The organism is Mesorhizobium sp. ORS 3428 (assembly GCF_001854785.1).
In the GTDB taxonomy this organism is placed as follows: domain Bacteria; phylum Pseudomonadota; class Alphaproteobacteria; order Rhizobiales; family Rhizobiaceae; genus Mesorhizobium.
This window is the reverse complement of the sequence record NZ_MDFL01000115.1, coordinates 320618-333177: the sequence shown is the minus strand read 5'-3', so window position 1 is coordinate 333177 and position 12560 is coordinate 320618. Positions and strand designations below refer to the sequence as shown.

Sequence of the window (12560 nt, the reverse complement as noted above, 5' to 3'; positions counted from 1 at the left end):
CTTTGCGCATGTCTTTGTCCCGAAACCGGTTCCTACTTTCTGGAGACATGCTTTAGGCTTGCAGCGCTTCGAGCAAGCTGACGGCGGCCATCATATCGCGCTTGCGGGCCGAGCGGCGCGCGGCGGCCTCGGCATCCTGGCCCCAATGCTCGATCTGCCAGTCCTCGTCGACATGACCGGCGGCCCACGCTTCCTCGCCGTCGAGCTCGCCACAATCGACGGCAAGTGCCAGTAGTGCCGATCCCGTCAGCGTGGTCATGACATGGATGGCAGCAAGACGCAGCGGCTCGGCGCGCTGGGCAAGATGCGCGCCAAGGACAGCGATCGTCTCGCGCGGCTGCTCGACATGGATGACGCCCTCGGCAAGATTGAAGCGTGCACCAAGGCGGCCCCTCGCCCAATCGAGGACGGGGTCCCAGAGCCTGTTCTGCCGCTCGACCAGTCCCTGCGGGCCGTCGGCACGGTAGCAGAGCAGGTCCGACGAAGCGAAGCGCAGCACATCCTCCAGCACCGCTTGCGGGTCGCTGGCGACGCCGTCGATGGYCGTGTTGGCAAGACGCATGGCCGGCATGGTCACGGGGTCGATGACTTCGCCCTGCGCGGAAAACTCATCAGCCACCATAGCCGCCGCTCTCTCGGTCGGCAGCGCCAGCAGCGCCTTTCCCGGCGTGCGGACCGGCTTGCCGTCGAGATGAACGGCGAAACCGCCTCCGACCGGCACGACCGAGACCGTCTTGTAGAAGCGCTTCGGCAGCGGCGTCTTCATCTGGATCTGGGCGCGGCGCACCGGATCGGGATCGGAAAGCTGCTTTCCAGCATCGAGGTCGTTGAGGATGTCGCGCATGTCGAACTCCTTACGCTGGAAGCTGCTTGCGCGCCGGCCGGTTGACGATGATGAGCCCGGCGGCGATCAGGCCGAGCGCCAGGAAAATCCGGATCGTCAGCGGCTCGCCCAGCAGCACCGCGCCGCACAGCACGCCGAACACGGGCGACAGGAAGGCGAAGCTCGACAGGCCAGCCGCCGGATAGCGCGTCAGCAGCCAGAACCACAAAACATAGGTGAAGGCGACGATATAGAAAGACTGGAACAGCAAGGCCAAAGTCGGCAACGCGGCGACCTCGCGGATCGGCGGCCCGGCGAAAGGCATCGCCAAGACACCGACGACGGCCGCGCCTGCGAGCTGATAGAGCAACAGCTTTTCCGCGCGGGTATGCGCCAGTTTCGAGCGCTTGATGACGATGCTGGTCAAGGCCCAGAGGATGCCGGCGCCAAGGCTCAGCAGATCGCCTGTCAGCGTCACTTCCCTGCCGGCGGTCAGCCCATCGGAGAAAACGGCCACCAGCCCGCAGAAGGCGAGCACGAGGCCGCCGAGCTTGCGCGCGTTGATGCGCTCGCCCAGCAGGAAATGGCCGCCGACCAGCACCCAGAACGGCATGGTGTTGACCAGCAGCGTGTTGCGGGCAACGGTCGTGTACTCCAGCCCGATATAGAGGAACAGGAATTCGGCGCCGAAGAGCAGGCCCGCAACGATGCCGGCGATCAGCGTGCCGTCCGCTTCAAACAGCTTGATGCCGCGCAGCCGGCACCAGCCGAACACGCACAGCCCGCCGAGGATGGCGCGCGCGATCGACACGAAAACCGGATCGTAGCCGGCATAGGAGAGCTTGGCGGCGACGTAGTTCAGCCCCCAGGACAGGGTCAGGCCGACCATGATGGCGGCTGCCGTGATATCGACCGCATCCCGGCGATCGAGTGTTCCGGCCGCGCCGCTCAATTGTCGTCCTCCGCGCTCTGCTCGTCGAAGCCGAGCAGGTTCCAGCTCTGGCGCATATGCGGCGGCATCGGCGCCACGACATCGATGACGCCTTGGTCGGGATGGGGGATGACAATGCGGCGCGCGTGAAGATGCAGCCGGTTCTGGATGCCACCCGGAAATTCCCAGTTGGTGTCGGCCTCGAAATATTTGGGATCGCCGATGATCGGACAGCCGATATGGGCGGCGTGGACGCGCAACTGATGGGTGCGGCCGGTATAGGGCTCCATCTCCAGCCAGGAGAGCGACTGGGCCGCCTGCTCGACGATGYGGTAGTAGGACACGGCATGGTCGGCGCCCTTGTCGCCGTGCTTGGCAATGCGGACGCGATCACCGTCGGGCGTCTGCTCCTTGACCAGCCAGCTCGAGATCTTGTCCTCGCGCTTCGGCGGCACGCCCTTGACCAGCGCCCAATAGGTCTTCTTCGTCTCGCGCGCGCGGAATGCCTCAGACAGCTTCATCGCGGCCAGGCGGGTGCGGGCAACGACCAGCACGCCCGAGGTGTCGCGGTCGAGGCGGTGGACGAGGCGCGGCTTCTCGCCCTTCTGGTTGCGCCAGGCCTCCAGCATGTCGTCGACATTGCGGGTGACGCCGGAGCCGCCCTGGACGGCCAAACCCGCCGGCTTATTGAAGACGAAGACCTTCGGATCCTCATGCAGCAGCATCTTGGCCAGCACATCGGCGTCGCCCTGGTTGCGGATCGAATGGCCGGTGAGCGGGGCATCACCCTTCTTGTCGACATCGAGCGGCGGGATGCGGACGGTCTGTCCGGGCTCGACGCGCGTGTCGGCCTTCACCCGGCCGCCATCGACGCGGATCTGGCCGGAGCGCAATAGCTTCTGCAGATGGCCGAAACCGAGGCCCGGATAGTGGGCCTTGAACCAGCGATCGAGCCGCATGCCCGCCTCGCCGGCCTCCACAGTGATCTGTTCAACACCTGCCATCGGTATGCTTTTCCATTCGAAAGCGGCGCCATAGCACTAAAAGCGTGTCGACCAAAAGTGCGGCGCGGTTTTGGGAGAACGGCACGCTCGAAACATAGACTTGAAGCATGTCGCCTCGAATCGTTCAGCGCGACATGCTTAAGGCAGCCGGGTTGCGAGCCAAAGACCCAAACTTCGGGCAAAGATCACGCCAAGGGCGCACACCCCAAACCGGGGCGCCGGATGTTTCAGTTGGCGGCGGCCTTCTTCGGCTTGGCCGAACCGATCATCTTCCAGTTCTTGTAGAAGACCGAATTGATGCGCTCGACGCTGACCGACACGATCGCCAGAAGTCCGGCAATCAGGCCCGGAAACGGAGAAGGCCGGATGATATCGACGAAGACGCAGTAGCGCCGGCCGTCATATTCGTTGACCGATCGGTGGAAGAGCGTGTCGTCGAAGATGAACAGCGGGTTTTCGTACCAGTAGTTCTTCTTGCTGCCGCACTGGACGAAGATCTCGGCCTTCACCGGAATCAGGTTGTAGAGGATGCGCAGGCTGAGCCTCAGCGGGCCGAAATGCCAGGAGGTCGATTCACGGCCGCTGAAGACCGAGACCGCGATCGTCTTGATGTATTTGAAGTCCTTGTTGAATTCGGGAACGTTGTCGATCTTGTGCTTGCCGTACCACTGGTAGACATACATGCCGCGCCGGCCGGCACCGAAATTGGCGTCGATGTCAGCGATGATCTCGTCCTTGCGCGCCTTGAAGACGCCCAGCACTTCGTTGATCTCGCGCTGGTAGTCTTCCGGAAACTGCTCGGGCTTCCACACGCCCGGGTTCCGGTAGCACAAGAGGTCGACGATCAGGTTGAAGGGYGAAAGCAGCCAGGTGAAGAGGCCGTTGCCGAGGAAATAGCGATCGAACAGCTTCCAGCTCTTGTTGTCGTTGCGCATGATGTCGATCAGGCCGCAAACGATGAGGATCGCGGTCAGGATCGGGATGAAGTAGAAGCCGAGCGCAAGCAGCACGACTGCAATCGCAGCCTTACGAAGGGTCTTAACGGTTTGCTTTGTCATAGTCTTTCGCGCGGGAGCGCGATCCTGTTCGCATGAGCCAAATCACGGCGACCCCCGCCAGCCGTGCTGCTTCATAGGATTTTTCGGGGCGCGGCACAATCTGGGTCACAGCAAGGTTGGTGCTTACGATTGCGCCAGCGTTGCGCGGCCGTCCCGCAAGCGGCTACCCGCGCTCCTTGCGCAGCTTTGCCCAGTATTCCAGCCGCTTCCTGATCTCGCGCTCGAAGCCGCGTTCGGGCGGATCGTAGAAGGTTCTGCGGCCCATCTTCTCCGGGAAATAGTCCTGGCCGGAAAAGGCGTCGGGCTCGTCATGATCGTAGCGGTAGCCGGCGCCGTAGTCCTCGTCCTTCATCAGCTTGGTCGGCGCGTTCAGGATGTGCTTGGGCGGCAGCAGCGAGCCGAACTCCTTGGCTGCCTGCGTCGCCGCCTTGAAGKCGGTGTAGACGGCGTTCGATTTCGGCGCGGTGGCAAGATAGACGGCAGCCTCGGCGAAGGCGAGCTCGCCCTCGGGAGAGCCGAGATAGTCATAGGCATCCTTGGCGGCGTTGGCGACGACGAGCGCCTGCGGATCGGCAAGCCCGATATCCTCCACCGCCATCCGCACCAGCCGGCGGCCGAGATAAAGCGGATCCTCGCCGGCATCGAACATGCGGGCAAGATAGTAGAGCGCGGCATCAGGATCGGACCCGCGCACCGATTTGTGCAGCGCCGAGATCAGGTTGTAATGGCCGTCCTGCCCCTTGTCGTAGATCGGCGCGCGACGCTGGATGACGCGCTGCAGCCCCTCCGGTCCAAACACCTCGCCGGGCTTGGCGGCGCGCCAGATCTCCTCGGCCAGCGTCAGCGAGGCCCGGCCGTCGCCGTCGCTCATGCGGATGAGCATGGTGCGCGCCTCACCGTCGAGGGGCAGCGCCCTGCCCTCTGTCTCTTCCGCCCGCGCCAGAAGCTTTTCGATGCTCTCCTCGCCAAGCGAACGGAACACCAGTACCCGCGCGCGGGACAAAAGCGCGGCGTTGAGCTCGAAGGACGGATTCTCCGTCGTGGCGCCGACCAGCACCACCGTGCCGTCTTCCATGACGGGCAAAAAGCCGTCCTGCTGGGCGCGATTGAAGCGATGGATCTCGTCGACGAAGAGCAGCGTCTGGCGGCCGTTGGACCGGCGCAGCTTCGCCGCCTCGAACACTTTCTTCAGGTCGGCGACGCCGGAAAACACCGCCGAGATCTGCTCGAAGGTCAGATGCGTTTCACCGGCAAGCAGCCGCGCCACGGTCGTCTTGCCGGTGCCGGGCGGCCCCCAGAAGATCATCGAGCCGAGCGAGCCGGAATTGATCAGGCGCGTCAGCGCGCCGTCCGGCCCGGTCAGATGCTCCTGGCCGACAACCTCGCCAAGGTTCTTCGGGCGCAGCCGGTCGGCAAGCGGCCGGCCGGGCGGCGCTTTCTCCGGTTCATCGGCACTGAACAGGTCGGCCATCTTTGTCTTCAGCTTGGAGCGCGGCCTCCAGGGCCGGGCTCAGTAACGCAACACCTGGCGCAGTGTCTGCCCGCCGCGTTCGACGGTAAAACGCCACCAGCGGGTATCCTGCTGGGCGACCTGGGCCAGCGTTGCCGCGGTGTCAATGCTCGTGCCATTCACTTCTCGCACGATATCGCCTGGCTGGAAGCCGAAATCGGCGGCGGGCGAATCGTGATTGATGTCGACCACGGTGACGCCCTTCATATCGGTGCGCAGGCCGAGCCGCTGTGCAAGCCGCGGCGACAATTCCGCCACCTTGGCACCGGCAAACGGGCTGCGGCCATGCAGCGTCACTTCGGTTGCCTTCGCGCCTTCCGGAGGCCGCTCCAGCGCAATCTCCATCGTCGCCTGCTTGCCCTTGCTCAGCACCGCGAAGGTCGCCTTGGAACCGATCGAGAGCGTGGCCATGCGGTAGTCGAGCGCCTCGATGCTTTCGACCGGCGTGTTGTTGAGCGAAAGCACGACGTCGCCCGGCTTGAGACCGACTTTGCCGGCAGGCCCCGAGGCGTCAACCGACGAAACCAGCGCGCCGGTCGGCTTTTCCATGCCTAGCGATTCCGCGATTTGTGGTGTCACCGCCTCGAATTCGGCGCCGATATAGGGCCGCTCGAAGAAGTCGAGGCCGGCCTTGGCGGCATCGGCGAAGGCCCTGACCATATTCGACGGAATTGCGAAGCCGATGCCGATCGAGCCGCCACTGCGGCTGTAGATCGCGGTGTTGATGCCGACCAGCTGGCCGCCCATGTTGATCAACGCGCCGCCGGAATTGCCGGGATTGATGGCAGCGTCGGTCTGAATGAAGTAGCCGGAATCCGAAACGCCGATATGGCTGCGGGCGAGCGCGGAGACAATGCCGCTGGTGGTTGTCTGGCCGACGCCGAACGGATTGCCGATGGCCAGCACCAGATCGCCGACCTCGAGCGCGTCGGAATCGCCGATGGCGATCACCGGGAACGGCTTGTCGGCCGAGATCTTGAGCACGGCAAGATCGAGCGTCTCGTCCTTGAGCATCACCTTGCTGGTGAACTCGCGTCCGTCGGCGGTCGCGACCTTCACCTCGTCGGCATTCTTGATGACGTGGTAGTTGGTGACGATGACGCCACTCGGATCGACCAGCACGCCGGAGCCGAGCGAAGACTGCGCACGCGGCTGCGCGCGGCCGAAGAATTCCTCGAAGAAGGGATCGCCCTCGAAGGGCGAAGTCACCTTGGCTGTCTGGGAGGCATAGACGTTGACCACGGCGGGCGCCGTCTGCTTGACCAGCGGCGCGAAGGAAAGCTGCACTTCTTCGCGGCCGAACGGTACGCGCTTGTCCGGGCCGGAGGTCGAGTTCTGGCCTTCGACGCCGTGCAGCAGATCGGTCAGCACGTCGGAGAGACCGGGGTCTGCGGGCTTGGCGGCGTCCTCGGCCAGCGCCTGTCTCACGCCAGGTGCCGCGGCAAAGGCGGCAAGCGCGCAAACTGCAATGAGAAACAGACGTTTGAGGTGCATTCCGAATCCTCCAGATCAGGCGCCATTGTCCCGACGATTGTGCAGAATGAAAGGCTAATGCACGGAAATCAGGCGTTTGTCGCGCAAAAGCACGAGCTTGAGCGAGAAAATCCGCTCACCCCCGAGTCCGCGCATTCAAAATGCAAAAGGGGCCCGCAGGCCCCTCGCAGTTGGTTCCGAAAACCGAGCCTCAAGCGGCCGCGGCTTCCTCATTGGTGCCTTCGGCCTCGAGGCGGGCGCGGTCGGCCGCACCCTTGGCGGAGGTGTCGCGGTCGACGAACTCGATCACCGCCATCGCGGCGTTGTCGCCGTGGCGGAAGCCCGCCTTCATGATGCGCAGGTAGCCGCCGTTGCGGGTGGCGTAGCGCGGGGCGATGGTCTCGAACAGGCGCTTGACGACGCCCTCGTTGCCGATCTGCGCGATCACCTGGCGGCGGGCGTGCAGGTCGCCGCGCTTGCCGAGCGTCACCAGCTTCTCGACGATCGGACGCAGGTCCTTCGCCTTCGGCAGGGTGGTGACGATCTGCTCGTGCTCGATCAGCGACACGGCGAGATTGGCAAACATCGACTTGCGATGGCTTACGCTGCGGGCGAACCGGCGGCCTTTAAATCCATGGCGCATGGCTCTTCTCCTTCATTCCGGGTTCAGAGGCATACGCCTCTCGTTGGTTAGCCGCATGATCCTGTCCGGGAAGTCTTAGAACGTCCCGGGATCATGCTCAGTATTGATCTTCGTAACGCTTGGCGAGGTCTTCGATGTTTTCCGGCGGCCAATCCGGCACTTCCATGCCGAGGTGCAGACCCATCGCCGCCAGCACTTCCTTGATCTCGTTCAGCGACTTGCGGCCGAAGTTCGGGGTGCGCAGCATCTCGGCTTCGGTCTTCTGGATCAGGTCGCCGATATAGACGATGTTGTCGTTCTTCAGGCAGTTAGCCGAACGCACCGAAAGCTCGAGTTCGTCGACCTTCTTGAGCAGAGCCGGATTGAAGGCGAGCTCGGTGACGGCCTCGGTGGCGACTTCCTTCTGCGGCTCGTCGAAGTTGACGAACAGGCTGAGCTGGTCCTGCAGGATGCGGGCGGCGAAAGCCACCGCGTCCTCGCCCGAGATCGAACCGTCGGTCTCGATGGTCATGGTCAGCTTGTCGTAGTCGAGAACCTGGCCCTCGCGGGTGTTCTCGACCTTGTAGGAGACCTTCTTGACCGGCGAGTAGAGGCTGTCGACCGGGATCAGGCCGATCGGAGCGTCCTCGGCGCGGTTGCGCTCGGCCGGCACATAACCCTTGCCGGTGTCGACGGTGAACTCCAYGCGGATCTCAGCGCCCTCGTCCAGCGTGCAGATCACGTGGTCGGGGTTGAGGATCTCGACGTCGCCGACGGTCTGGATGTCGCCGGCGAGCACGGCGCCCGGGCCCTGCTTGCGCACGACCATGCGCTTGGGACCATCGCCTTCCATGCGGATGGCGATTTCCTTGATGTTGAGCACGATGTCGGTCACGTCCTCGCGCACGCCGGCGATGGACGAGAATTCATGCAGCACGCCGTCGATCTGCACGGCGGTGACGGCCGCGCCGCGCAGCGAAGACAGAAGCACGCGCCGCAGCGCGTTGCCGAGGGTGAGGCCGAAGCCGCGTTCGAGCGGCTCGGCCACCAGCGTGGTCAGTGTCTTCTTCTTCGACGAGAACTCGATCTTGTTCGRCTTGATCAGTTCCTGCCAATTTTTCTGGATCATGGTGTCTTCCTTCCTTTGACCCGCCACCATCCAATCGTGGCGGGCAGCCTGGAATTGCCGCGCAGGTGCGCCTCGGCGCTCGCGCGCGGCGTTCTAATTAGACGCGGCGCTTCTTGCGCGGGCGGCAGCCATTGTGCGGGATCGGCGTCACATCACGGATCGAGGTGATGGTGAAGCCCGCCGCCTGCAGGGCGCGCAACGCCGATTCGCGGCCGGAGCCGGGTCCGCAGACCTCGACCTCGAGCATGCGCATGCCGTGTTCCTGGGCCTTCTTGGCAACGTCCTCGGCAGCCATCTGGGCGGCAAACGGGGTCGACTTGCGCGAACCCTTGAAGCCCTGGGCGCCGGCCGACGACCAGGCAATCGAGTTGCCCTGCGCGTCGGTGATGGTGATCATCGTGTTGTTGAAGGTCGAATTGACGTGGGCAACGCCCGACGAGATGTTCTTGCGTTCGCGGCGGCGAACACGAGCGGCTTCCTTGGCCATGACAGTCCTTTCAGTTGATCTCTACACCGCCGTAATGCCAGCGGCTCCACCGTTAAAGCGAGCAGTGAGTAGCCAATAGCGAATGGAAATCTACTCGCTAATGGCTACTCGCTATTCGCTCAATTACTTCTTCTTGCCGGCGATCGCCTTGGCCGGGCCCTTGCGGGTGCGCGCATTGGTGTGCGTGCGCTGGCCGCGAACCGGCAGCGAGCGGCGGTGACGCAGGCCGCGATAGCAGCCGAGGTCCATGAGCCGCTTGATGTTCATCGAGACTTCGCGACGCAGGTCGCCTTCGACCTGGTAGTCGCGGTCGATCGTCTCGCGGATCTGCAGCACTTCCGCGTCGGTCAGCTGGTTGACGCGGCGGTCTGCCGGGATGCCGACCTTGTCGACGATCTCCTGGGCAAACTTCTTGCCGATGCCGTGAATGTATTGAAGCGCGATGACGACGCGCTTGTTGGTCGGAATGTTGACGCCGGCTATACGAGCCATGTTCTTCTCATCTCCATTTGGGCCGGACGAGCCGGCGCTTGATGTTGCCCCGCGTCCGGTGGAGGCCGGCCCTTGCGGGAGTTTCCCAGTTCAATGCAGCTGCCTTGCCCTTGCGGGCAAGCAAAGTCCATGCCTGACAGGAAGACGGGCCGCCATACCCCAATGGCCCCTTCCAGTCAAGCGCAATCTTTGCTTGTCGAAACGGCCTACTTCGCCGTCGCCCCAAGCACCCTCTCGATCTCGGCGGTCACCGCGTCGATGCTGGCCATGCCGTCGACGGTCTTCAGCCTGCCCTTAGCGTAATAATAGCCGGTCAGCGGCGCCGTCTTCTTGTAATATTCGCGCAGGCGTTCCTCGAACACGGCCGGGTTGTCGTCCTTGCGCACCGGCTGTCCCGCCGCCTTGGCGTCCTCGGCCCGCTTGACGATTCGCCCGACCAGAGCCTTGTCGTCGACGACGAGCTCGATGACGCTGTCCAGCGCAATGTTGCGCTCGGCGAGCATGGCTTCGACGGCGTCGGCCTGCACCAGCGTGCGCGGATATCCATCGAGGATGAAGCCCCTGGCGCAATCGGGCTGGTCGATCCGTTCGGCGACGATCGCGTTGACGATCGCGTCCGACACCAGTTCGCCGGCGTCCATCACCGCCTTGGCCCGCTTGCCGACTTCGGTTCCAGCCTGGACAGCGGCACGCAGCATGTCACCCGTCGAAAGCTGGGGTATGCCGTGTTTGTCTACCAGTCTCTGTGCTTGCGTCCCCTTGCCCGCTCCCGGCGGCCCAAGCAATATCAGCCTCATCTGCTCCTCTTACCCCCGCGCAACTTCGACTTCTTGATCAGGCCCTCATACTGGTGCGCGATCAGGTGACCCTGAATCTGCGCCACCGTATCGAGCGTGACACTGACCACGATCAGAAGCGATGTGCCACCGAGGTAGAAAGGTACGCCAGTCGCTGAAATCAGGAACTCGGGCAGCAGGCATACCAGCACCAGATAGATGGCGCCGATGACGGTGATACGCGTCAGAACATAGTCGATATAATCGGCGGTGCGCTCGCCCGGCCGATAGCCGGGGATGAAGCCCGAATGCTTCTTGAGCTGATCAGCCGTGTCCTTCGGATTGAAGACGATCGCCGTGTAGAAGAAGGCGAAGAAGATGATCATCGCGGCGTAGAACGCCATGTAGAGCGGCTGGCCGTGGCCGAGGGAGGCCAGAACCGTGCTGGCCCAGGCCGGCAGATTGGTCGTCTGCGAGAAGCCCGCGACCGTTGCCGGCAAAAGCAGCAGCGAGGAGGCGAAGATCGGCGGGATGACGCCCGACGTGTTGAGCTTCAGCGGCAGGTGCGAGGTATCGCCCTGGAACATGCGGTTGCCGACCTGCCGCTTCGGATACTGGATGAGCAGGCGGCGCTGCGCGCGCTCGAAGAACACGATGACGCCGATGACGACGACCGCGAGCACGATGATCGCGAGAATAAGGCTCGTGGACAGCGCGCCGGTGCGGCCGAGTTCCAGCGTGCCGGAAATGGCGCGCGGCAGGCCCGCGACGATGCCCGAGAAGATGATCAGCGAGATGCCGTTGCCGATGCCGCGCGCGGTGATCTGCTCGCCGAGCCACATCAGGAACATGGTGCCGCCGACCAGGGTGACGACCGTCGAGAGGCGGAAGAACATGCCCGGGTCGTTGACGATGCCGTTGCCGCCCTCGAGGCCGATCGAGATGCCATAGGCCTGCACCAAGGCGAGCAGCACGGTGCCGTAGCGCGTGTATTGGTTGATGATCTTGCGGCCCTGCTCGCCTTCCTTCTTCAGCGATTCCAGCGACGGAATGACCGAAGTCATCAGCTGCATGATGATGGAGGCGGAGATGTAGGGCATGATGCCGAGCGCAAAAATCGCCATGCGCTGCACGGCGCCGCCGGCAAACATGTTGAACATGCCGAGCACGCCCTTGCTCTGCGAGGAGAAGGCATGCGCAAAAGCGTCGGGATTGATGCCGGGAAGCGGAATGTAGGTGCCTAGGCGATAGACGAGCAGCGCGCCGATGGTGAACCAGATGCGCTTCTTCAGATCCTCGGCCTTGGCGAAGGCCGCAAAATTCAGATTGGAGGCTAGTTGTTCAGCAGCCGAAGCCATGCCTGATTTTCTCCGCTAGGTCACGCTCGATGCCCGCAGCTCAGGCGGCGCGTGTCACCGAAACTCACGAGATAAGCTCCGGACCGTCAACATGCAAGCGGCCGCGTTGACGCGGCCGCCTAATTGATCAGATCAAAGCGCGGATGGGCGGAAAAAAGCGAAGTCATTCCCGCTAGGCGCGCTTCAAATCGCCGTTACTCGGCGGCGGCCGCTTCCGGCAGCTTCACCGAACCGCCGGCCTTCTCGATCTTCTCGATCGCTGCCTTGGAGGCGCCGGCGACTTCGAAGGTGAGCTTGGCCTTGAGCTCGCCGTCGGAGAGCACGCGCACGCCGTCCTTGGCACGGCGGATGACGCCGGCAGCAATCAGGGTCTCGGCGGTCACGGTCTCCTTGGCGTCGAGCTTCTTGGCGTCGACGGCAGCCTGGATGCGGGCRAGCGACACGATGGTGAAGCTCTTGCCGAACAGGTTGTTGAAGCCGCGCTTCGGCAGCCGCCTGTAGAGCGGCATCTGGCCGCCCTCGAAGCCGTTGATGGCGACGCCGGAGCGGGCCTTCTGGCCCTTGACGCCGCGACCCGCGGTCTTGCCGGAGCCGGAGCCGATGCCACGACCGAGGCGCTTCTTGGAATGCGTGGCGCCGTCCTTGTCACGCAGATCGTTGAGTTTCATGTTTCTTCTCCTGCGCTTCCGTTCAGGCCTCGTCCACGACGCGGACGAGATGCTGGACAGCAGCGATCATGCCGCGCACGGAAGGGGTGTCTTCCAGCGTGCGCCGCTTGTGCATCTTGTTCAGGCCGAGGCCGACCAGCGTCGCGCGCTGCTCCTTCGGCCGGCGGATCGGCGAGCCGATCTGCTCGACGGTGATGGTCTTGGTAGCTTTCTTGGCCATGGTCGAAAT

14 protein-coding genes are annotated in these 12560 nt (G+C 63.7%); all 14 read right to left on the bottom strand.

Features of this window, described 5'->3' with window-relative positions; genetic code table 11:
• Positions 1-52: 52 nt before the first annotated feature.
• Positions 53-844 (bottom strand): ATP12 family chaperone protein, encoded by a 792-nt coding sequence (locus ORS3428_RS14795; RefSeq protein ID WP_071098902.1) that lies wholly within the window; start codon positions 842-844, stop codon positions 53-55.
• Between the two features lie 10 nt (positions 845-854).
• Positions 855-1775, bottom strand: coding sequence for a DMT family transporter (locus tag ORS3428_RS14790; protein WP_071098900.1), 921 nt, complete (start codon positions 1773-1775; stop codon positions 855-857).
• Positions 1772-2758 (bottom strand): RluA family pseudouridine synthase, encoded by a 987-nt coding sequence (locus ORS3428_RS14785; protein WP_071098897.1) that lies wholly within the window; start codon positions 2756-2758, stop codon positions 1772-1774. The genes ORS3428_RS14790 and ORS3428_RS14785 overlap by 4 nt, the downstream gene beginning before the upstream one ends.
• A 227-nt stretch (positions 2759-2985) precedes the next feature.
• Positions 2986-3816 carry an aspartyl/asparaginyl beta-hydroxylase domain-containing protein gene (locus ORS3428_RS14780; RefSeq protein WP_071098895.1) on the bottom strand — a complete coding sequence of 277 codons (831 nt, stop codon included), beginning with the start codon at positions 3814-3816 and terminating at the stop codon, positions 2986-2988.
• A 163-nt stretch (positions 3817-3979) separates the two neighbouring features.
• Positions 3980-5287, bottom strand: coding sequence for a replication-associated recombination protein A (locus ORS3428_RS14775; protein WP_071098893.1), 1308 nt, complete (start codon positions 5285-5287; stop codon positions 3980-3982).
• Positions 5288-5326: 39 nt separating this feature from the next.
• Positions 5327-6820 carry a DegQ family serine endoprotease gene (locus ORS3428_RS14770; RefSeq protein WP_071098891.1) on the bottom strand — a complete coding sequence of 498 codons (1494 nt, stop codon included), beginning with the start codon at positions 6818-6820 and terminating at the stop codon, positions 5327-5329.
• 190 nt (positions 6821-7010) lie between these two features.
• A complete protein-coding gene (gene rplQ / locus ORS3428_RS14765; RefSeq protein ID WP_071098889.1) occupies positions 7011-7442 on the bottom strand; it encodes a 50S ribosomal protein L17 in 432 nt (143 codons plus the stop codon).
• Positions 7443-7539: 97 nt separating this feature from the next.
• Positions 7540-8550: a DNA-directed RNA polymerase subunit alpha gene (locus ORS3428_RS14760; protein WP_071099273.1), complete on the bottom strand. Its 1011-nt coding sequence runs from the start codon at positions 8548-8550 to the stop codon at positions 7540-7542.
• 97 nt (positions 8551-8647) lie between these two features.
• Positions 8648-9037, bottom strand: a complete 390-nt coding sequence (gene rpsK, locus ORS3428_RS14755; RefSeq protein WP_006205444.1) for a 30S ribosomal protein S11 — start codon at positions 9035-9037, stop codon at positions 8648-8650.
• Positions 9038-9160: 123 nt separating this feature from the next.
• On the bottom strand, positions 9161-9529 hold the full coding sequence (gene rpsM, locus ORS3428_RS14750) for a 30S ribosomal protein S13 (RefSeq protein ID WP_027170351.1): 369 nt from the start codon (positions 9527-9529) through the stop codon (positions 9161-9163).
• Between the two features lie 206 nt (positions 9530-9735).
• Positions 9736-10326, bottom strand: a complete 591-nt coding sequence (locus tag ORS3428_RS14745; RefSeq protein WP_071098887.1) for an adenylate kinase — start codon at positions 10324-10326, stop codon at positions 9736-9738.
• On the bottom strand, positions 10323-11663 hold the full coding sequence (gene secY, locus ORS3428_RS14740) for a preprotein translocase subunit SecY (protein WP_071098885.1): 1341 nt from the start codon (positions 11661-11663) through the stop codon (positions 10323-10325). Before secY ends, ORS3428_RS14745 begins: the two co-directional genes overlap by 4 nt.
• Positions 11664-11857: 194 nt before the next feature.
• Positions 11858-12331: a 50S ribosomal protein L15 gene (rplO, locus tag ORS3428_RS14735; protein WP_071098883.1), complete on the bottom strand. Its 474-nt coding sequence runs from the start codon at positions 12329-12331 to the stop codon at positions 11858-11860.
• Positions 12332-12353: 22 nt separating this feature from the next.
• Positions 12354-12551, bottom strand: coding sequence for a 50S ribosomal protein L30 (gene rpmD / locus ORS3428_RS14730; RefSeq protein ID WP_027170355.1), 198 nt, complete (start codon positions 12549-12551; stop codon positions 12354-12356).
• Positions 12552-12560 lie beyond the last annotated feature (9 nt).